Genomic DNA, 20,263 nt, shown 5'->3' with positions numbered 1-20,263 from the left:
TGATAAGTTTATTTATTAAGCAGTGCCTTTATTCTTAAGACTTCATAAGCCTATATACCTTAAAAATAGCCCTGCATTGATTGCGGGGCTTTTTTGCGATTGCCTGCCTATCTAACCCCCACACTAGAACGCCATTACCATTTGCACTTAAACGGTTCATTATGTATCGATTCTCTACTAGACTGTCTAGTACTGGCACCCCTTGCGAAGATAGGATGTCCTCGCAAATTATTTATAACGACCGCCATACTTTAAATAAGAGAAAAACACTATGACCACTAATAATGCAGCCACGGAAGACTTAAAAATCGAAGGCTTTAACGTAGGCGACCGCAACCAACTTGGCAGCTATACCCTCACTTTGGAGGAGATTATTAGCTTTGCTGAACAATGGGACCCACAGTTTTTTCATACCGATCCTGAGCGCGCCGCGACCGAAGGCTTCTTTGGCGGGATTATCGCCAGTGGCATCCAGACTATGGCGGTGTTTCAGCGCCTGTCTATCCAGAGTTTTTCGCAGAATATAAAGGTAATTGGGGGTGCGGGGATTAAAGACTTACAGTTCCGTCGCCCGGTGTATCCAGACGATACTTTGACCGGCTCGCTGACCGTGACCGATATCCACTCTGAGCCTGAACGCAAACGCGCGCTAATCAGTTACGCTGGTGAATTGGTCAATCAAAAGGACGAGAAAGTCTTGGTATTAACCATCTCGGTTTATGTGCAAACGAATGATTAGACTGCTCATGAGTGATCTTAGCTGTTATCGCTGACCATAAAAAAAAGCCCTGCTGTTGCAGGGCTCTTTGCTATGACCTAAATATCAGTCTATGTATAACAGATAGAGTTAACCACCATAACCTGCATCACAGCTAATAGTTTTCTTAGTCTTGTTAAATTCGAGAACAGTATACGACTCACCATTCACTTCATATCCCAAAGCATTATTCTTAACGACTTTTAAATTGCCTTCAAGTTTTGGTGTTTTGAATTGCGGACGCAAAGTCATAAACTTAGTATCTTTAAAATACAGCTTTAACCCACCCCATTCCATCCCTTGCAGATACTCAGCCTTTAATAGTGGCTGCCCAAAAGCTGTGGCATTCTTAAAAGTATAAGTCGTATACACCTCGCTGTCAGTCTCAGAGTTGCCTTTAACTTTTTTATTGGCTACAGCGGCTTTATATTTAGCCGGTATCCCTTCACTCATGATTGGATAATCACAGCCTGCCAGCATCGGTTTAAAGTAAGCCGTCATATCGGTCGCAGCATTGGCCGTATTACCCATAGCTGCTTGTCCTAATAAAGCCACGCCCACTATCATCAAAGTCTTTTTCATAATCGCCTGTCATCCCTGTAATGTCATGATATCAATAGTTAAATTATCTTTCGCTATTCAGCAGATTTTATTCGACTATTTAAGACTTAGCAATACGTTAAACCCAACTTACGACATCTAATGTCGCAAACGAACTAAATATTGTTGAATTTATCTACCATTAGCATAAAACATGACGGATTCAATAGACGTTTATCAGTCAACGTTACTCGCCGCGATTCAAAATAGCCTTAGACACCTTTCTCAAAGACACGAAATACATTAGCATAAAGGGGACAAACCACAGGCTAAACAGTAGATTAGATTGGGTAAATATAGGGGGAACTAGGAAGTCGCTAGTAGAGCCATAACTGCCCCAACGATAATCTATTAGATACAGGGTATATAAACCGATTATCAGACTGATAAGAAAGTGTTTAATTGGGAGTTTAGATCGTTTACGCTCTTCTGTTTTTTGGTCCATGGGGGATTACTTTCCTAGATGATTTATTGCTTTGCGAGCGCTTAATTGCTGAATATGCGTGCTGACTGGTGATGATAGCAGACACATATCACACTTTACTTTAGCCAATTCGTTAAACATGTTTAAATTTGAAAATCATACTCCATACGTTTGGCGGATGCGTTCGCTATAGCAGGGCTAGTCAGTTTGGACACGCAATACAGACTGGCCTCAATACCCGCACTAATCCCTGCGGCAGTGACCAAATTCATCTCAGCGTCGCTAGCATCGACATAACGGACATTACTTTGCACCTCTATCGCCGGAAATTGCTGCGTGAGGGTAGCTATTTTTTGCCAATGTGTGGTCGCCGACTTGCCATCGAGTAGCCCAGCCTGCGCCAATAAAAATGCCCCAGTACACACACTTAAAGTGAGCTCGACTTGTTGCGCCTGAGCCAATATCCAAGTAATCACTTCAGGATTATGCAGGGCAATAAACTGCGCACCGTAACCACCTGGTACGACTAACACATCCAATTCGGGATGATTGCCAAAGTGATAATCGGGCACGACTTGCAGGCCATTCCTTGCAAATATAGGGGTTGGGTATTGGGCAATAGTGACGACGTTAAAGACTTTGTCTGCCTCTTTATTCTCTGAGCCCCCGTCTGCTAGAGAAAACACCTCAAAGGGGCCAGCAAAATCCAACACTTCGACTTCATTAAATATCAGGATACCGACGGTCTTTTTTGGGGTCTGTGTCGGTTGCATCGTCTCGTTCGTAGTCATCGCTATCCCCTTATTTGAGTAAATTAACGGTGCCGTAATGACCTGAGTATTGCACTATAATCAGCTAGCTACAACCCTGCTTTACTTTACCCCCATTCATCTTAAGAGTGCTTATGCGTAGATACCTAGCTATTCTGCCCTGTTTATTATTGCTGACCTCTTGTGGAGTGATTAGTGACACTACCCTTGGTAAAGTCAACGCGCCTGCCCCCCCTGCAGTAGCGACAACAACTCAAATACGACCTATTAATACGATAAGCGCCAGCATCTTAGCCTCAGACTGTCAGATTAAAGACGAAAGTTTTACCACCCTGTCATCCTTACGACTCTCGACCCTATTGCTGATTGATAGCGCCATCAACACCGATTTAAATCGAGACCAACTCAAAGATAACGTTCTCGTAGTGAGACCGACCGCTGAGCTCACTGAACTTTGTGCCACTAATGGCGGTAATATCAACGCTGACTATAAATTAATTGCTGATATCTCGGGCCATGGCAATCCTATCATTACGGATTTAGGCTTAGAGTATGTTAGTGGTGCTGAAGTTAGCGCTGTGCCGGATGGCTTTATTTTCAGTAATGAGATTGGCCAGTCTATTAAATGCGAGGAAGAAGCGGTGTTTACGATAGACGCTAAGGATATATATTTGGATAAAGTAAAGACAGTTTGCTTGATTCCTGACTCTGATATTGACTGGCAAGAACGCAACTTGGAAAAGTCTGCCGCTACTTTGCTGCAGAACGTTAACCTATCTACTGCTTTTGATGGACTGCGGAAGGTATTTTTTGAATAAGTTGAGGGGTAGTTTTTTAAATAGAGTGCAGAACGTACTTTTCCTAGAAATCAGGCAAAAAAAAGCGGCATCCCATTTTCAATATGGACACCGCCGTTTTATAGCAAGAATGACGGATTAAATTATAACCCTGCCTTCAAGCTAGCCTCGATAAACTGATCGAGGTCACCATCGAGCACCGCACCAGTATTGAAGGTTTCTACGCCTGTGCGTAAATCCTTAATGCGAGAGTCATCCAGCACATAAGAGCGAATCTGACTGCCCCAACCGACGTCGGATTTATTGTCTTCGACGGCTTGCTGTTTCTCCATGCGTTTTTGCATCTCTAGCTCATACAATTTGGCACGTAGCATCTTCATTGCAGTAGCTTTGTTGCCATGCTGACTGCGCTCATTCTGACAAGTTACCACGATATTGGTGGGCTCATGGGTAATACGTACCGCAGAATCTGTAGTGTTCACGTGCTGACCACCCGCCCCACTTGAGCGGTAGGTGTCGATGCGCAGATCTGAAGGATCGATGTCGATTTCGATATCATCATCAATCTCTGGCGACACGAATACCGCAGCAAAAGAAGTATGACGGCCATTATTACTATCGAAAGGCGACTTGCGCACGAGACGATGAACACCGGTCTCAGTCCGTAGCCAGCCAAAGGCATAATCACCTTTAATATAGAGGGTGGCTGACTTGATACCAGCGACGCTACCCGAAGAGACTTCGATAGCCTCGGCATTAAAACCATGTGCGTCACACCAGCGCGTATACATGCGCAGCAGCATCTCTGCCCAATCTTGCGCTTCGGTACCGCCACTGCCCGATTGGATATCGAGGTAGCAATTATTAGGGTCCATTTCTCCATTAAACATGCGCTTAAACTCAAGGTCTTCGACCTGAGCCTGAGCAGCGTTCAATTCGCTCTGCACCTCGGTCAGCAGGCTCTCATCTTCTGCTTCAACCGCCAACTCTAACATCGCGGCGGCGTCTTCTAAGGTCGCCTCTAAATCCACGATAGTATTAATCACGCCATCTAATTGGCTCTTTTCTTTGCTAATTTTGGTCGCTCGCTCGGGGTCATTCCACAATTCGGGACCTTCCATCTCGAGGTTGACTTCCTCTAGGCGCTCTGACTTACCGTCGAAGTCAAAGATACCCCCGAAGGTCAGTTGCGCGTGCGCTTAGGTCTTTGATTTGCTCTTGGTACTGATTGATTTCCATTGAGGTTCCTGTAACCGTTTGGCTGAAATTGGGGGTATTTTAACAAATAAGTTAGGGGATTTCCGTATTGATGGTAATACATTGCTGTTAAAGATAACCCCACCTAAATCCTCCCCTAGCCAAGGGAGGACTTCACAGCAACAGCGATACTTATAAAGTGTGTCCCTTCCCCTGTCTTTAAGAGAAGGATAGGATGGGGTTATGATTTTTCCGTGGGTTAGCACCCACGCTACGGCATCGTGCCCTATCTAAATCTCACCCTAACCGATAAACGGCTTTAGAGCAAAAGCGTTACTTATTAATAAAGAAGAATTGTAGGGTGCGTTCCACGCACCTTCTATATCGTGATATTAATTGGTGCGCGGGGCGCACCCTACGCACAATCTTATAAAGCGTGGAGCTTTGTTCACCCCCTTTTTTAAAGGGGGTCGGGGGGATTTGCTTGCTCTTTATATTACTAACTAACAAGACCCCACCCAAACCAAGGAAGGGCTTCAAAGCAAACGCAATACTTATGAAGAATGTTTCTCCCCCTGTTTTTAGGGGGAGGTCAGGAGGGGGTTCGGGGTTAAGCCGTTTAGAAATAAACCTAAATACCCCAATCCTCAACAGCCCAACGATGAGCCAAAGCATGAGCATGCAAAGTATCATCTGGCGTCACACAAATTGGCACATCCGCCCACTCTAATAAAGGCAGGTCATTTTTGGAGTCCGAATAGCCATAAGTCTTACTATAAGTAATGCCTTGCGCTTCTTGATTCGCGACCCATTTCTCTAAATGATAAATCTTACCACCCTGAAAGTTAGGCTTATCCGTCAATTTACCCGTATAACGGTTGTCCTGAATCTCTAGTGGCGTTGCCAACACGTATGCGGCCTCGATACCAAAACGCTGCGCAATAGCAGAGACTACAAAGTCATTAGTAGCAGAGATAATTACTACGTCGTGACCGGCTTCTAAATGATGCTTAAGGGCGCTTAAAGCCTTGGGGCGGATATGCGGCGCAATCTCAGTCTGGATATAGTGCTCACGCAGCTCATGTAACCGCTCCATCGGTTGGGTGGTCAAAAAGTCCGCGACAAACTCATTGTATTCTGTGGCATCTAAAGTACCTGCGATATACTCTTCATAGAATCTCTGATTGGCCGTTTGGTACTGCGCCTCATCGACCAAGCCATGCTTGACGATATACTCACCCCATAGATAGTCGCTATCGACATCTAACAGAGTGTGGTCGAGATCAAAAAGCGCCAATTCTTTGCTAATATTAGTGGGATTTTCTGGATTTGATTTTTCGGTAACTGAATCTTGCATAAAGCATTTTCCTACTGAATTATATTTAGTTATATGGTAATTTAAAAATACTAATCTGTTAGCATGGTGTACTTACTGCGCTCTTATTGCCCTGCAAATAGCCTTACTTTTTGGGACGCCATATTATCATGCTATCGCCTCGCCCTACTTCTCACGATGCAAAGTCGTCGCGCCCAGAGTCGCCTACCTTCCAACCTCAGTTAGCAGAGCATAATACCCCGATGACTAAGTCTTATTCACAGCGCACCACGGAACTCACAGACGATACGCTCTTGGAAAGTTTAAACGATGCTTTTGCTGATGACAGTCTGACCCAAGAGGCTTTAGATGCAGACGACTTTACTCTAGATAATGACAATATAGACGACTTCGATATCAAAGCACAACAGCGCAGCTCTGCAGATATCCCTCGCCGGCGGCCTAGATACTCAAGGATGGCCAGAACCACGCAAAAGCCGCGCGCCTCTATTCTTGCTCGTATCGTCTATGCGGTTATTACCGCAGTGGTCTATGGTCTAGTGGGAATGTTGCTCGACATAATCGTGGCGATAGGACGATCCCTTTTCATTTTAGGGGCCGATCACAGCGTCTTTTGGCTCTTCTCCCCTTTCGCTTTCGTCATAGGGGCTATGATTGGTACCTTTGCCATGTGCCTGACCGATGTCGATAGCAATACTAGTTATCGCAATGGGCGTATTAGACTGCCCTACCTCGATCCTAAGGTGCTACAGCAAGATATTAATCGCGGTCTGATTAAGGGCACTGTGTTGCTAGCCGTCATAGCTTTGGCCTACACCGCACTCAAATAAAAGCGATATAAGATAGCTCTCAATCATCTTTCTCCCTGTACCAACCTTCAACCTCTACTATTACTTCCTTTTTAGTGTTACTCGGGCATTTCGACTAGCATCAGCCCCGTACGGAATTTTTGACAGCGTTCCGCATAATGGACGGCTGATAATTTAAGGAACTGGACTTGCTCATCAGTTAAAGTCTTCACCACTTTGGCCGGCGCACCCATCACTAAAGAGTTATCCGGAATTTCTTTCCCTTCTGTCACCAGTGCCTTAGCGCCAATGATGCAGTTTTTACCAATTTTGGCATTATTAAGAATGACCGCGCCAATCCCAATCAGACTGTTGTCGCCTACCTCACAGCCGTGCAACATGGCCAGATGCCCAATCGTTACGTAGTTGCCAATCTTGACTTCAATACCAGCATCCGTATGAATCACTGCATTTTCTTGCACATTACTATAGTCCCCGATATGGATATTTTCATTATCCCCCCGAATCACAGCGCCAAACCAAACGCTGGCTTGATGGCCTAGATACACATCACCGATGACCCGGGCGGTGTCCGCTACCCATCCTTTAAAAGGGCTGGCAAAGCTCGGCGTTTTGTCTAAATACTGAAATATCATAAATCGTCCTTAACATAGTAGTCTGGCGGGGAATATTGGGCTGGAATAGTTAAGCTTCTTTAAGAGCCACTGCACTTTAAATTCAACAATACTTTCAATCAGTTAATCTAGCATTTTACAGAGGATATTTGCCATACCTTCTCTATAGGTCATTTGTTGCATTGCATTTAATATAATGCGCGCTATAGCGTTTATAGTACACTTGCCTTGCGACACAATTTCGCTAAAAATGCCTTCAATATTAAAACCATCTCTAAAAAACTTGGCTCTAAAAAATATATCTTTAGTAAAACGTCTTTAGGAATAAAATGATGAATGGCAAAAGACATGCTTCTATAATTTTGTTGTCTAGCAGTCTATTTATAGCGAGCCCCGCCTATGCAGGTAATACTTCTGATATCGAAAGAGCCGGAGACATCGTTGCCATGACCATACCGGCGATTGCCTACGGTAGTACCTATTATATGGAGGATAAAGCTGGGCGGCAGCAGTTTTACCACTCATTTGCAGCGAATCTTGTTACGACTTATGCGTTGAAGTCTACTGTGGATAAAGAGCAACCCGATGGCAGTGATAATCAATCTTTTCCATCCGGGCATACCTCGTTAGCCTTTCAAGGAGCTAGCTTTATTCATAAACGTTATGGATTAGAATATAGTATTCCCGCCTATGTAGGAGCCGGTTTTGTCGCTTATAGCCGAGTTGAGGCAGACAGGCATGATTTGACCGATGTGCGAGCGGGCGCAGCGCTAGGTATTGCTAGTAGTAGGTATTTAACGACTAGCTATGATGAGCAATTATATATCGCCACCACCTTATCCCCTGACTATTATGGGTTAACCGTGCATTATCAGTATTAATAACTTAACCATAACTTATTGAACGAACTAGATATTATAGAGTGAGCTATAGCACGATGCCCTTACCGCTATAATGTAGCTTATAGCCATTACCCTACAAAAACGGGTGGCTATTAGTGGGTTTATTATATATAATGCGCAAAATCTGTGCCAAAGCGAGCGGACATGATACTTTTACGAACTACGACTTATGCAACTTAGTCTGTTTCGTAATTGCTATCAATAATGTCTTCTCGCTTTTTTGTGGCCAATTTTTGGCATCACAGAGCGAAAAAGCATCTTATAAACGAGCGGAGGCAACCTTGAATACAGTGGCATCACCAGCAGTAGCGAGCGAAGAGACAGCAGCAATTTTAGCATTGGCAGATGGCACTATCTTTCGTGGTATCAGCATCGGTGCTTTAGGGCACCGCGTCGGCGAGGTCGTATTTAATACTGCGATGACCGGCTATCAAGAGATCCTCACCGACCCCAGCTACGCCAAACAGCTCGTCACCCTCACCTACCCGCATATCGGCAATACGGGTACCAATAATGAAGACAGCGAGTCGGGCAACGTGGTTGAGCGTCATCAAGTTTGGGCAGAAGGCCTCATCATTCGTGACGCAACTATGGTCACCTCAAATTTCCGTAATAGCGAATCTTTATCAGACTATTTAAAGAATCATGACACGGTAGCTATCGCTGAAATCGATACCCGTAGACTAACCCGTATCCTGCGTGAGACTGGCGCACAAAGCGGCTGTATTTTAACGGCAGCAGCGGGCGCGAGCTTGAGCAGTGAAGACGAGCAAAAAGCCATCAAATTAGCACAAGGCTTTGCCGGCTTAACCGGTATGGACCTAGCCAAAGAGTGCTGCCATCCAGAAGGCTACACTTGGACTGCAGGCACTTGGGAATTAGCTGACACCCTATTGAATCGTGATAGCGAGAGCAGTGCCAACAGCAAAACTGGCGGCTACTTTAAAGAATTGGGCAACCACATCGAGCAAAAATACAATGTCGTCGCTTATGACTTTGGTACGAAGACCAATATCTTACGTATGTTAGTTGACCGTGGCTGTAAAGTGACCGTGGTGCCTGCTGAGACCCCTATCGCTGACGTACTCGCGCAAAACCCAGACGGCATTTTCTTATCGAATGGCCCTGGCGATCCAGCCGCTTGTACTTATGCCATCGATGCGGTTCGTCACGTGATTGAAGAGACAGACATTCCGACTTTCGGTATCTGCTTAGGTCATCAGTTGGTTGGTCTTGCCAGCGGTGCCAACACCGTTAAGATGAAATTTGGTCACCACGGTGCCAACCATCCGGTACAAGACTTGGATAAAGGCATCGTCATGATCACCAGTCAAAACCATGGTTTCGCGGTGGATGAAGCGACCCTACCTGATAATGTACGCGTGACGCATCGCTCATTATTTGACGGTTCAAACCAAGGTATCGAGCTGACCAATAAGCCAGTATTTAGCTTCCAAGGTCACCCTGAAGCCAGCCCTGGCCCGCATGACTGTGCGCCACTGTTTGATCGCTTTATTGACATGATGGCTGCTGCAAAAGCTTAGAAACCCTACGTTTTATTCCGCTTGTCTTTAGCGCTACCATTAAGCGGCTTATTGCGACAGCTTAATGTCTAACTTGCGCTTTAGATACTGGGCTGGAGTTACGGTCTTAACCACTTATAGATAATAGTCATATTTCTAGTGACCGTTAAGACCGTTATAAAACGACCCGCTCGACCCCATATATAACGACTATAGATAGTATTTATAGTAGCAAAAGGCTGTCCCATAGCGCTTTATGCCACCCCCTATAAAAACTACCGCTATAACTATTAACTCGCCAAATAGGATTTAAATACGCCATGCCAAAACGTACCGACATAAAAAGCATTCTAATCATTGGCGCAGGCCCTATCGTCATCGGGCAAGCGTGTGAGTTTGATTACTCAGGCGCACAGGCGTGTAAAGCCCTCAAAGAAGAAGGTTACCGAGTCATCTTGGTCAACTCAAACCCAGCGACCATCATGACTGACCCGGCCATGGCAGATGCCACTTATATCGAGCCGATTACTTGGCAGACGGTTGAGCAAATCATCGACAAAGAACGCCCAGATGCTATCTTGCCTACGATGGGTGGTCAGACCGCCTTGAACTGTGCGCTAGAATTAGACAAGCACGGTGTATTAGCAAAATACGGTTGTGAATTAATTGGCGCGAGTAAAGACGCTATCGAAATGGCAGAAGACCGCGACTTATTTGACCAAGCGATGAAGCGTATTGGCCTAGAATGTCCGCGTGCTGATATTGCCAACACGATGGAGCAAGCGTTTGAGATTCAAGCGAAACTTGGCTTCCCTACCATTATCCGTCCTTCTTATACCATGGGCGGCTCAGGCGGCGGTATCGCTTATAACCGCGACGAGTTCATCGAGATTTGTGAGCGTGGTTTTGACCTATCGCCTACCCATCAGTTGCTTATCGATGAGTCATTAATTGGTTGGAAAGAATACGAGATGGAAGTGGTTCGTGACAAAAACGACAACTGCATCATCGTCTGTACCATTGAAAACTTTGACCCAATGGGTGTGCATACCGGTGACTCAATCACCGTCGCTCCAGCGCAGACGTTGACGGATAAAGAATACCAAATCATGCGTAATGCCTCATTGGCGGTACTGCGTGAAATCGGTGTTGAAACCGGTGGTTCTAACGTACAGTTTGGTATTAACCCTGATACCGGCCGTATGGTCGTCATCGAGATGAACCCACGCGTATCACGCTCGTCAGCACTAGCCTCAAAAGCGACCGGTTTCCCTATCGCCAAAATCGCAGCGAAACTAGCGGTCGGTTATACCCTAGATGAGCTACAAAACGACATCACTGGCGGCAAAACGCCTGCGAGCTTTGAGCCCGCTATCGATTACGTCGTCACCAAGATTCCACGTTTTAACTTCGAGAAATTCCCACAAGCGGACAACATCCTATCGACCCAGATGAAGTCAGTGGGCGAAGTCATGGCGATTGGCCGTAACTTCCAAGAGTCTATGCAAAAAGCTATCCGCGGTATGGAAACAGGCGCGAATGGTTTTGATGAGCAAATCGACTTTGCTGCTATCAAAGACGGCAAATTATCAAAAGACAAAGCTATGGCGGATGTTAAGAATCGCCTAACCGTCCCTACACCAGAACGTCTCTACTACATCGCAGATGCTTTCCGTTTGGGTATGAGCGTTGATGACGTGTTCACGCTAACCAACATCGACCCTTGGTTCTTGGTACAAATCGAAGATATCGTAGCGACCGAAGAGCGTGTGAAAGCCCTAGGCTTTGGCGGTCTTAATGCGGATAACTTACGCCGCTTTAAACGTAAAGGCTTATCGGACTTACGCTTAGCGACTCTACTGGGTGTATCACAAAAGCAACTGCGTAAAAAACGTTGGGATTTAAACATCTATCCTGTGTATAAGCGCGTGGATACTTGTGCGGCCGAGTTTGCTACTTCAACGGCGTATATGTACTCGACCTATGATGAAGAGTGTGAAGCCAACCCGACGGACAAAAAGAAAATCATGGTTATCGGTGGCGGTCCCAACCGTATCGGCCAAGGTATCGAGTTTGACTATTGCTGTGTCCATGCGGCATTGGCAATGCGCGAAGACGGCTACGAGACCATCATGGTCAACTGTAACCCTGAGACCGTCTCTACCGATTATGACACTTCAGACCGTCTGTATTTTGAGCCGATCACTTTAGAGGACGTGCTAGAAATCGTCCGTATCGAAAAACCAGATGGCGTGATCGTGCAGTACGGCGGTCAGACCCCATTGAAACTCGCCCGTGCTTTAGAAGCCGCTGGCGTGAATATCATCGGTACCTCACCAGACGCTATCGACCGCGCTGAAGACCGTGAGCGCTTCCAGCATATGATCCAACAGCTTAACCTAGTGCAACCTACCAACGCACTAGCGACCAGCTTAGAAGATGGCCTGCTTAAAGCCAAAGACGTAGGCTATCCATTAGTGGTACGCCCATCTTACGTATTGGGTGGCCGCGCTATGGAAATCGTCTATAACGAAGAAGAGTTAAGACATTACCTTCGTACTGCCGTACAAGCCTCAAACGAAGCGCCTGTGCTCCTAGACCGTTTCTTAGACGACGCTATCGAAGTCGATGTCGACTGTATCTGTGATGGTACGGACGTCGTGATTGGCGGCATCATGCAGCATATCGAACAAGCGGGCGTCCACTCTGGTGACTCTGCCTGTTCATTACCGCCGTATTCATTATCAGAAGAATTATGTGATGTGATGCGTGCGCAAACCGTCGCTATGGCGAAAGAGCTAGGCGTAGTCGGTCTAATGAACGTCCAGTTTGCTGTAAAAGGCGAGACGGTTTATATCTTGGAAGTGAACCCACGTGCTGCCCGTACGGTACCTTTCGTTTCTAAGTGCATCGGCGCGTCATTGGCTAAAATCGCTGCCCGTTGTATGGCTGGCACTAGCTTGAAAGACCAAGGCTTTACTCAAGAAATCGTCCCATCATTCTTCTCGGTAAAAGAAGCGGTCTTCCCATTTGCGAAGTTCCCTGGCGTTGACCCAGTATTAAGCCCTGAGATGAAATCAACGGGTGAAGTCATGGGCGTCGGCAAAACTTTCGGCGAAGCTTTCTATAAAGCCATCATCGGTACCGGTGAGCGTCTACCAGGTCTGCCGCAAGAAGGCGAAACTAAGACGGCCTTTATCTCAGTACGTGATAGCGATAAAGAAAGCGTCGTCGCTATCGCACAACAGCTGAGCGATTATGGCTTTAAAATCGTAGCGACAGCCGGTACGCAAAAGGTACTCGAAGCGCATGGCGTAGACAGCAAGCTAATCAATAAAGTCACCGAAGGTCGTCCGCATATCGTAGACGCTATCAAAAATGGCGAAATTGATATCATCCTAAACACCACTGAAGGCAAGCAAGCGCAAGAGGACTCGTTCTCTATTCGCCGTAACGCCTTACAAGGTAAAGTGTTCTATGTGACCACTCTGGGCGCAGCGGATGCCGTTTGTAAGTCTTATGCCGTACAGCTACCATTTGAGGTCTATAAGCTGCAAGACTTACATGAGCAAGCTAAAGCGCTATAAGTCCAAGCTACTGGTATAAAAAATATAGGCTAGCCAGTTGCCTATAAAATAAACCTAGCTCTATCAAAAGAAGCGTCTGCTGGTCAGGCGCTTCTTTCTTATTATCCGCTTGGTTAAATGGGTATAAGCTTGGGCAAATATCTTGCTAGCTAAACTGTTTTTATGAAGCTCAAGCCTATTTTCATACCCCGTTAAGCAGCGACTTTTCGGTCAGTATTTAGCGAATAATGGCCAGAATTACCGCTATTCACTGGCTGTGAAAGCTGCTACTATAATAGTCGATTTGAGATGTAGCACATCCTCATTAGTTTGAGTATAATAGGGCTATAGAGACATATTAATGCTCTGATACTCATACCCTTATTTAAATTATATTGCTAATACACCCCAATGATTTGGGGTGTTCTGTTATGTCTGCGGCAAAAATCACCACTGATAATGAGACCTATAATAAAGGTGTCCTATAGTTAATTTGCCCAGAATCAGCACTATTCTGTTTTGTCTTTTTTATCTAACCTGACCAAGTCGTAAAACACCAAGCTAGTCGCTCACTGTTACGAGGACTGCCTTAGTCATGTGCGTTTTGTCAGATTGTTATTATTAAATAGTTAAGGAAATTACTATGCAACGTTATCCAATGACCCCACAAGGGCACGCTGCACTCGAAGCTGAGTTAAAAACGCTAAAAACAATCGATCGCCCGCGTATCACTGCCTCTATCGCTGAAGCTCGCGAACACGGCGACTTAAAAGAAAACGCTGAATACCATGCCGCTCGTGAGCAGCAAGGGTTTTGTGAAGCGCGTATTCGTGATATCGAAGCCAAGCTTTCGGGTGCTCAGGTCATCGATCCTGCTACCCTACCTCGTGAAGGCCGTGTCATCTTTGGCGTGACCGTCGTTATTGAAAACATGGACACCGAAGAAGAAAAGACCTATCAAATCGTAGGGGATGACGAAGCCGACTTTAAAGCTGGTAAAATTTCAGTCAACTCGCCTATCGCGCGTGGCTTAATTGGTAAGTCTGAAGGCGATGAAGTACGCATCGAGACCCCAAGCGGTGTGGTCGAATACGAAATCATGAAAGTGATTTACGAGTAATAGGCTTGAGACTTAGCTGATTCATCGTTAGCTACGCCTATAATAGTCAGTTACAAAGGATGCTCCAGATAAGTTCAGTCATTACTGAGTCCTGTCTGGGGCGTTTTTTATGCCTGCAGGTTTTATTTATAGTTTTTAACTAAGCAAATTAACTAACGCGTAAAGCACAGTGACTTATAAAGCAGCTTTACAAAAAGGAGAGGGCATGATGCTCTCGTGGCTGCTAAACAGTTGTTTATATTCGCTGTTTTCTATAACACGGCGCTCCTAAGATTTACAGTACGCTAGCAAAAGCCTATGCCTATTTACATAACGCTGCCTATTACCCATTCTAAGCTCGGGGCATAATAGCTTTTTAGAGGACGTAAAATTCATATAAAACGATAACATGCTATTTAATGCTTACAAGGACCGTCTCATGACCTTATCTACTCGCTCAACTGCTCTAACTGTTTTAGGCACAAGCCTGATGCTAGCCGCTACTGCAAGCCATGCTGCTCCCGATGTGACCGTAGTGCAGCCCGTCACGGGCAGTACCACTATGGTTGAGCAATACTCGAATGGTCAGGTTGCCACTATTACTGCGACCCCCAATGGCATTACTATGCGCAATGGCATGCCATATGCGATCACTCAGGTGACCAACGTTCCGCGTTATAGCTATAGCGTACAAGGGGCTGCCGTGGTGAATGCGCCAGTAGGTACCACCGTGTCAGTAGCCAACGCGCCGGCTACGATAGTGAGTGCGCCTATGCCGGTACAAAATGTACAACAAGTCGCTGTGCAACAAGTAGCGGTAGCCCCCGTTGCGCCTGCTGTGACCAATCAATTAACGACCACAGTTGCGCTAGACACGTTGCAGTTGACGCCGACGTTTAGCACGCCCAACGTGGTCAATGCGCAAACCAAGGTCATGAAGATATTAAAAGACAGCACGGGCAAAGAATTTGCAGTGCCGGCCAACCATGTCGCGCCTGGTGATGTGATCGAATACCAAACCACTTATATCAACACTACGCCACAGCCTGTGAGCAATATTAATGCGACGGTATCGCTACCGAATAGCGTTAAATTAGTCTCGCTGAATAGCCCTATCACTACCCTAGCCACGACTGGCGGCAACAGCTATCAGACCATTAGCCAAGTGGGCAATACCACGGTGATTCAAGAGAACTATACGGGTCTTAAATGGGACTTAGTGGATTTAGCGCCCAATGCGAAACAGACTGTGACTATGCGGGCGAAAGTACAATAGTTTTTAGGTCAAGAATTATTCCCTATAAAGGCTTTGAGAACTCAAGGCCTTTTTTTATGGGAGCCTTATTTTGACAAGGTATTTTTTCTATTAAAAATAATAAGTTATATGAATAATGACTAGATAAATGGTAGATTGAATAATATCGAAACCTAGTCTTGATTCCTTATAAAATAATAGAACCATAATATGAGCATCTTAACTTATAGAATCTTATTTTTTACTCTAATTCCTCTAGGCTTACTGATTTTAATTAAGGCTATTAAAATTCTAATCAGCGCCTTTAATGGGCAGGTTTTATTGCGGCTGCCCTATAATGATAACGTCGGTGCATTTACCATTGCTAAAGCCGGGTATCATTCCATTTGGCAAAAGGGGCCGATGCTTAAGAAAACCCCACTGGCTAAGTTTAGACCGCATATCCGCAATACGGTCACTGGGGAAGTGATTCCTATACATCGCTCAATAATGTCGCCACGTAGCAACAGTTTCTCTAACGGGGAAATGGAGATCTTTACTTTCCATGCGCCCAAAGGTAATTATGAAATGTCATTAGTAGCGGGCTCCAGCATCTCTAGTGTGCTACGACTAGTGGGTACTGCCCTCCCCTTACCTGATATGGATACGAGTAAATACTCGCTGGAGATTCGTGAGAGTCAGTCGCAGTTTTTGACCTTTCTGGCGATTCCTCTGATTTTGCTTGGCGTCGCGGGTATGGCTGGTGGTTTGGTACTGGGATTGGTGGCGGAGCAGATTTTTATTTAAGGTAGCACTGTGCTCATAGCCTCTAGAATTAGAAGAACTAGATAACGACCTGTCCTTTACGACTTTGCCTCACCATAGATCATTAATAACCCTCCAATGACCACTAAGCTTAAGCCGCCTAATTTATAAATATCCAGTTTTCGCGTCTCTAAGCCAAACCACCCTAGCTGACTAATTAATACCGCAAAAAACATCTGCCCCAAAAACACCCAAAGCAAGGTACTCGCCGAGCCAATCTTGGGCGCTGCGATAAACATAAAGAGAATATAAAAACTACCTAGCAAGCCTGGCAACCACATCCACCAACTTGCTGCACTCATATTGGGTGGTTTGATGCCGCCGCTCATTAGATACGCCAGTATTAGGGAAGCAATAGCCCCGCCAACGTACAGATAAAAAGTGGCTTGAATTTGCTCTGCCCCTGTCGCCTCTCGAAAGGCACTGACCATGGCCAGTTGAATGGGCACGATGGCGCCACCGAGCAAACTGATTAACACGTAAGGTAATATTTTCATCACACCTCATCATATTTTTATTTCAGTAATTCATTAATAATCTATAGAGTAACCCGCTAAAGAATAGAGAGCAGCCAAGGAATATAGGTCTGCTCTTAAATATCAGCCTGCTACTAACTATCAGTCAGTTACTATATGATTCCCCATTAACGTCCTCTATTGAAAGTCCGTACTTATGACTACAGCTCGCCTTATTTTAACATCGCGTTTAATATCAGTAATACCCTCAATTTGCCTAATTGGTCTCATTTTGCTAGGTAGCCAAGCCCAAGCAAGAACGGTGACCGCAGAACCTGTATTCGATGATAGTTTTTATGTGACTAAGGTCTGCCGCGAAGTGAGCCCTCAAGACGAGGATGGCATGAGTTGCGAAGAGGGCTATGTGCTAAAGAGTGAGCGACTGGCGGATGGTCAGGTGCGCGAGACCATCGTCATGGACGATATCCCCGCTACGCTTTGGTATCGTACGACGCTAAAACAACTGGATAACGATACTTACCTTATGCACCTCAGCTGTGGCAATTACTGCGGTAGCAATACCTTAATTGGCCGGGGGCATCAAGATCAGGACTTTGGCTGGTGGTTTACTTATGACGTCGCCAGTCGCTGTACCGCTGAATATGATCAAACAAAAATGCTATGGGTAGCGCGGCCTTTCTTTTCTAATAAGACTATCGATCTACCAAAAACAGTGGGCACTTCATATACCCCAGCCGGCCTAAAGTACACCTTAGATTTCAACAAAGATAGTCAGTTGGCTGTGCGTAATTTTATGGCCCGCCAGCCGAAATTTATACTTCCCAACCCTTGCCAAGCGGTTAATTAACAAGCATTTAATCAAGAAAAACAGAAGGTATCTTTTAGCAGATGAAAGCAGCTTTGGCGACAGCAGTTGTCGTCTAGTTTATGGATTTGCGCTAAACTTACGTAGAGTAACCCGCCAATTTGGTAAAATAGGACCCTATCAACTGTTGGTAATTTCCTATTATGGCAAGCATCAATTATGAAAGGTTACAAGGCAAACTCAACATCCTAGCAGACGCGGCTAAGTATGATGTGTCTTGCTCCTCATCAGGCGGCAACCGCAAAAATCAAGGCGGTGGTCTCGGTGATGCTTCCAAAACCGGCATTTGCCACAGCTATACCGAAGATGGCCGCTGCGTCAGCCTCCTCAAAATTCTACTCACCAATCATTGTATCTACGACTGTGCCTATTGCACCTCGCGTAAGAGTAATGACACTCCGCGTGCGGCATTTAGTGTCGAAGAAGTGGTCGATTTGACCATGCAATTTTATCGCCGCAACTATATCGAAGGGCTATTTTTAAGCTCCGGTATCTTTAAAAGTGGCGACTATACGATGGAGCGTTTGGTCGAGGTCGCTAAGATTCTCCGCACCCGCGAACGCTTTAACGGCTATATCCATCTTAAGACCATTCCTGGCGCTTCGGAAGAGTTGCTCAAAGAGGCCGGGTTGTATGCAGATCGCTTAAGCGTCAACATCGAAATTCCGACTAAATCCGGCTTGGCATTACTAGCACCAGAGAAGACCCACGAGCAACTCAAAGCCCCGATGGAAACCATCAAGACTGAAATCATCACACTGAAAGAAAGCCGTAAGACCCATAAAAAAGCGCCTAAATTTGCCCCTGCCGGTCAGACCAGTCAGATGATTGTCGGCGCTAGTAACGAGACCGATTTGCAAGTCATCCAGCTATCCAGCCATTTCTATAAAGAATACAGTCTCAAGCGCGTCTATTATTCCGGCTACGTGCCGATGTTATCCGACAGTCGCCTGCCTGCAATTGGTACGCCAGTGCCGATGGTGCGCGAAAACCGCCTGTATCAAGCCGATTGGTTAATGCGCTTTTATGGCTTTGGTGCCCACGAAATCCTTGAGCCGGACTCGCCTTTTCTAGACTTAGACTGTGACCCAAAATTAGCTTGGGCGATTCGTCATCGCGAGCACTTCCCGATGAATATTCAGACCGCCTCGTTAGAGATGATTGTCCGCATCCCTGGTATCGGCACTAAGACGGCTAAGAAAATCATGAAGGCGCGTAGGTTTAATCAAATTACCCTAGAGCATTTAAAAAAGATGGGGGCTGCGGTCAACCGAGCGAAGTACTTTATTGCGACCACGGGTAAAAATGAACACTTAGCGCATCTGACCCGCGATAACTTCCGCCAGTTTGTGCTTGCGCAGACCCAAACCAAATTTAAAGACCAACGTAGCGGCCAGTTGGCGTTGTTCTAGAATTATTTGCAACACGAGACTTTAGAACTCTTATGAACTTGAAAGCTTTTATTAACCTCATAATGCTTAATACGCTCTGTCTTTAATTATTAGCCATTAGCCTTGGATTACGATATGTCGTTGCTTGTCCCCTCCTCCCAAAACTACAACTATGCTATCGGAGACCTAAAACCCAGCATCGTGTTGTATGAGTCCAGTTTTGAGGGGTGGCTCAGCGCCGTATTCTATGTTTATGCCAATAAGCTGCAAACAGATGCCACGCTAAGACTTTTTGCGGAAGACGACTACGTACCCTCCTTGATAGACAATTGCGTAAGCGTGCCCTGTAATGACGAGCATGCCGAACGAGTACTTATTAAGCTAAATATGCTAGTAGGCAAATCAGGTATTCGGCAAATACTTTGGGGTTATTTATCCGAAAAAGACGATATTGGCACCACGTTGTTTCGCATTGTGAAATATGCTATCGACTATCCGAAACGACAAGTCTTACAAGATTTAGGCCATATGGATGTTTTAGAATTGGCGCAAACGGTTAAGTCAGTCGGTCGAGAAAAGCACCGCATGGAAGCCTTTGTGCGTTTTGAGCATACCACTGAAGATATTTATTTCGCCCGCGTAGAGCCCGACTTTAATGTCTTACCATTAATCGGTGAGCATTTTCGGCAGCGCTACCAAGACCAACACTGGGCTATTTATGACCTGTATCGTGGCTATGGTATTTATTACGATAAGAGTCTCAGCACCCCTTCACGGCCTGCTGCCCTACAGACGATTACCGATGTCGACGAGTCCGTATTGCATGACCCCACTAGCGTGCACAGCCCCAATGAGCAGCGCTATCAAAAGTTTTGGCAAGGATATTTTAAAAACGTGAATATCTCCGAGCGCAAAAACCCACGCCTGCATAAGCAATACTTGCCGCAGCGCTATTGGAAATACCTCAGTGAAAAACAAGTCTTGCCTGATGCGGCCCACCTGCAAAAACGCCGCTAGTCTGATGGACAAGAACACCATTCATCGCTGCGAAAATAATGCTCTGCTACCTTATTAAAAC

Annotated in this window: 18 protein-coding genes; 12 read left to right on the top strand and 6 right to left on the bottom strand. The window is 45.7% G+C overall.

Annotation, left to right across the window (positions count from 1 at the left end; genetic code table 11):
- Positions 1 to 271 precede the first annotated feature (271 nt).
- The gene (locus tag ACZ2XM_RS02195) at positions 272 to 739 is read left to right on the top strand and encodes a MaoC/PaaZ C-terminal domain-containing protein (protein WP_490588462.1); all 468 of its coding nucleotides are present in this window, start codon (positions 272 to 274) and stop codon (positions 737 to 739) included.
- A gap of 108 nt (positions 740 to 847) precedes the next feature.
- Here the strand turns inward: ACZ2XM_RS02195 and ACZ2XM_RS02190 are convergent, their stop codons facing one another.
- Together ACZ2XM_RS02190 and ACZ2XM_RS02185 are read right to left on the bottom strand one after the other, a co-directional pair.
- Entirely contained in the window at positions 848 to 1,339 is a 492-nt protein-coding gene (locus ACZ2XM_RS02190; RefSeq protein ID WP_490588463.1) for a hypothetical protein, read from the bottom strand.
- Between the two features lie 585 nt (positions 1,340 to 1,924).
- Positions 1,925 to 2,572 carry a DJ-1/PfpI family protein gene (locus ACZ2XM_RS02185; protein ID WP_490588464.1) on the bottom strand — a complete coding sequence of 216 codons (648 nt, stop codon included), beginning with the start codon at positions 2,570 to 2,572 and terminating at the stop codon, positions 1,925 to 1,927.
- A gap of 113 nt (positions 2,573 to 2,685) precedes the next feature.
- On the opposite strand from ACZ2XM_RS02185, the gene ACZ2XM_RS02180 reads away from it, so the two are divergent.
- Positions 2,686 to 3,369 carry a hypothetical protein gene (locus ACZ2XM_RS02180; protein WP_490588465.1) on the top strand — a complete coding sequence of 228 codons (684 nt, stop codon included), beginning with the start codon at positions 2,686 to 2,688 and terminating at the stop codon, positions 3,367 to 3,369.
- A gap of 122 nt (positions 3,370 to 3,491) precedes the next feature.
- Here the strand turns inward: ACZ2XM_RS02180 and prfB are convergent.
- Both prfB and ACZ2XM_RS02170 read right to left on the bottom strand, forming a co-directional pair.
- Positions 3,492 to 4,587 (bottom strand): peptide chain release factor 2 gene (gene prfB, locus ACZ2XM_RS02175; protein ID WP_490588466.1). Its coding sequence is split into 2 segments (ribosomal slippage): positions 3,492 to 4,514 and positions 4,516 to 4,587, totalling 1,095 coding nucleotides; the frame shifts between segments, so codons are not numbered across the junction.
- Between the two features lie 589 nt (positions 4,588 to 5,176).
- On the bottom strand, positions 5,177 to 5,902 hold the full coding sequence (locus ACZ2XM_RS02170; RefSeq protein WP_490588467.1) for an HAD family hydrolase: 726 nt from the start codon (positions 5,900 to 5,902) through the stop codon (positions 5,177 to 5,179).
- Positions 5,903 to 6,030: 128 nt separating this feature from the next.
- On the opposite strand from ACZ2XM_RS02170, the gene ACZ2XM_RS02165 reads away from it, so the two are divergent.
- Complete coding sequence (locus tag ACZ2XM_RS02165; RefSeq protein WP_490588468.1) at positions 6,031 to 6,711, top strand: hypothetical protein; 681 nt, start codon at positions 6,031 to 6,033, stop codon at positions 6,709 to 6,711.
- 77 nt (positions 6,712 to 6,788) lie between these two features.
- Here the strand turns inward: ACZ2XM_RS02165 and ACZ2XM_RS02160 are convergent, their stop codons facing one another.
- Positions 6,789 to 7,325 carry a gamma carbonic anhydrase family protein gene (locus tag ACZ2XM_RS02160; RefSeq protein ID WP_201497378.1) on the bottom strand — a complete coding sequence of 179 codons (537 nt, stop codon included), beginning with the start codon at positions 7,323 to 7,325 and terminating at the stop codon, positions 6,789 to 6,791.
- 308 nt (positions 7,326 to 7,633) lie between these two features.
- On the opposite strand from ACZ2XM_RS02160, the gene ACZ2XM_RS02155 reads away from it, so the two are divergent.
- From ACZ2XM_RS02155 to ACZ2XM_RS02130, 6 genes are all read left to right on the top strand, one after another.
- A complete protein-coding gene (locus ACZ2XM_RS02155; protein ID WP_490588469.1) occupies positions 7,634 to 8,185 on the top strand; it encodes a phosphatase PAP2 family protein in 552 nt (183 codons plus the stop codon).
- Positions 8,186 to 8,496: 311 nt separating this feature from the next.
- Positions 8,497 to 9,750, top strand: a complete 1,254-nt coding sequence (gene carA, locus ACZ2XM_RS02150; RefSeq protein ID WP_490588547.1) for a glutamine-hydrolyzing carbamoyl-phosphate synthase small subunit — start codon at positions 8,497 to 8,499, stop codon at positions 9,748 to 9,750.
- Between the two features lie 299 nt (positions 9,751 to 10,049).
- Positions 10,050 to 13,316, top strand: a complete 3,267-nt coding sequence (carB, locus tag ACZ2XM_RS02145) for a carbamoyl-phosphate synthase large subunit (protein ID WP_490588470.1) — start codon at positions 10,050 to 10,052, stop codon at positions 13,314 to 13,316.
- 622 nt (positions 13,317 to 13,938) lie between these two features.
- Positions 13,939 to 14,415 carry a transcription elongation factor GreA gene (gene greA, locus ACZ2XM_RS02140; RefSeq protein WP_490588471.1) on the top strand — a complete coding sequence of 159 codons (477 nt, stop codon included), beginning with the start codon at positions 13,939 to 13,941 and terminating at the stop codon, positions 14,413 to 14,415.
- A 418-nt stretch (positions 14,416 to 14,833) separates the two neighbouring features.
- Positions 14,834 to 15,670, top strand: coding sequence for a hypothetical protein (locus tag ACZ2XM_RS02135; RefSeq protein ID WP_490588472.1), 837 nt, complete (start codon positions 14,834 to 14,836; stop codon positions 15,668 to 15,670).
- 189 nt (positions 15,671 to 15,859) lie between these two features.
- Positions 15,860 to 16,435: a hypothetical protein gene (locus ACZ2XM_RS02130; protein ID WP_490588473.1), complete on the top strand. Its 576-nt coding sequence runs from the start codon at positions 15,860 to 15,862 to the stop codon at positions 16,433 to 16,435.
- Positions 16,436 to 16,491: 56 nt separating this feature from the next.
- Here ACZ2XM_RS02130 and ACZ2XM_RS02125 read toward each other — a convergent pair whose 3' ends face one another.
- Entirely contained in the window at positions 16,492 to 16,950 is a 459-nt protein-coding gene (locus ACZ2XM_RS02125; RefSeq protein ID WP_490588474.1) for a DMT family transporter, read from the bottom strand.
- Between the two features lie 280 nt (positions 16,951 to 17,230).
- On the opposite strand from ACZ2XM_RS02125, the gene ACZ2XM_RS02120 reads away from it, so the two are divergent.
- From ACZ2XM_RS02120 to ACZ2XM_RS02110, 3 genes are all read left to right on the top strand, one after another.
- Positions 17,231 to 17,776: a hypothetical protein gene (locus ACZ2XM_RS02120; RefSeq protein ID WP_490610512.1), complete on the top strand. Its 546-nt coding sequence runs from the start codon at positions 17,231 to 17,233 to the stop codon at positions 17,774 to 17,776.
- A gap of 161 nt (positions 17,777 to 17,937) precedes the next feature.
- Entirely contained in the window at positions 17,938 to 19,206 is a 1,269-nt protein-coding gene (locus ACZ2XM_RS02115) for a putative DNA modification/repair radical SAM protein (RefSeq protein ID WP_490588476.1), read from the top strand.
- A 114-nt stretch (positions 19,207 to 19,320) separates the two neighbouring features.
- Positions 19,321 to 20,202 carry a TIGR03915 family putative DNA repair protein gene (locus ACZ2XM_RS02110; protein WP_490588477.1) on the top strand — a complete coding sequence of 294 codons (882 nt, stop codon included), beginning with the start codon at positions 19,321 to 19,323 and terminating at the stop codon, positions 20,200 to 20,202.
- Positions 20,203 to 20,263: the final 61 nt, after the last annotated feature.

The organism is Psychrobacter sp. CoH-33_TS_01 (genome assembly GCF_058189395.1).
The sequence above is the reverse complement of the archived record's forward strand: the minus strand, read 5'-3'. Positions and strand labels throughout refer to the sequence as shown.

What these genes read in the sequence shown, in the direction of transcription:
- ACZ2XM_RS02195 (WP_490588462.1), top strand. Translation starts at nt 272, where the DNA reads ATGACCACTAATAATGCAGCCACGGAAGACTTAAAAATCGAAGGCTTT.
- ACZ2XM_RS02190 (WP_490588463.1), bottom strand. Translation starts at nt 1,339, where the DNA reads ATGAAAAAGACTTTGATGATAGTGGGCGTGGCTTTATTAGGACAAGCA.
- ACZ2XM_RS02185 (WP_490588464.1), bottom strand. Translation starts at nt 2,572, where the DNA reads ATGACTACGAACGAGACGATGCAACCGACACAGACCCCAAAAAAGACC.
- ACZ2XM_RS02180 (WP_490588465.1), top strand. Translation starts at nt 2,686, where the DNA reads ATGCGTAGATACCTAGCTATTCTGCCCTGTTTATTATTGCTGACCTCT.
- ACZ2XM_RS02170 (WP_490588467.1), bottom strand. Translation starts at nt 5,902, where the DNA reads ATGCAAGATTCAGTTACCGAAAAATCAAATCCAGAAAATCCCACTAAT.
- ACZ2XM_RS02165 (WP_490588468.1), top strand. Translation starts at nt 6,031, where the DNA reads ATGCTATCGCCTCGCCCTACTTCTCACGATGCAAAGTCGTCGCGCCCA.
- ACZ2XM_RS02160 (WP_201497378.1), bottom strand. Translation starts at nt 7,325, where the DNA reads ATGATATTTCAGTATTTAGACAAAACGCCGAGCTTTGCCAGCCCTTTT.
- ACZ2XM_RS02155 (WP_490588469.1), top strand. Translation starts at nt 7,634, where the DNA reads ATGATGAATGGCAAAAGACATGCTTCTATAATTTTGTTGTCTAGCAGT.
- carB (WP_490588470.1), top strand. Translation starts at nt 10,050, where the DNA reads ATGCCAAAACGTACCGACATAAAAAGCATTCTAATCATTGGCGCAGGC.
- greA (WP_490588471.1), top strand. Translation starts at nt 13,939, where the DNA reads ATGCAACGTTATCCAATGACCCCACAAGGGCACGCTGCACTCGAAGCT.
- ACZ2XM_RS02135 (WP_490588472.1), top strand. Translation starts at nt 14,834, where the DNA reads ATGACCTTATCTACTCGCTCAACTGCTCTAACTGTTTTAGGCACAAGC.
- ACZ2XM_RS02130 (WP_490588473.1), top strand. Translation starts at nt 15,860, where the DNA reads ATGAGCATCTTAACTTATAGAATCTTATTTTTTACTCTAATTCCTCTA.
- ACZ2XM_RS02125 (WP_490588474.1), bottom strand. Translation starts at nt 16,950, where the DNA reads ATGAAAATATTACCTTACGTGTTAATCAGTTTGCTCGGTGGCGCCATC.
- ACZ2XM_RS02115 (WP_490588476.1), top strand. Translation starts at nt 17,938, where the DNA reads ATGGCAAGCATCAATTATGAAAGGTTACAAGGCAAACTCAACATCCTA.
- ACZ2XM_RS02110 (WP_490588477.1), top strand. Translation starts at nt 19,321, where the DNA reads ATGTCGTTGCTTGTCCCCTCCTCCCAAAACTACAACTATGCTATCGGA.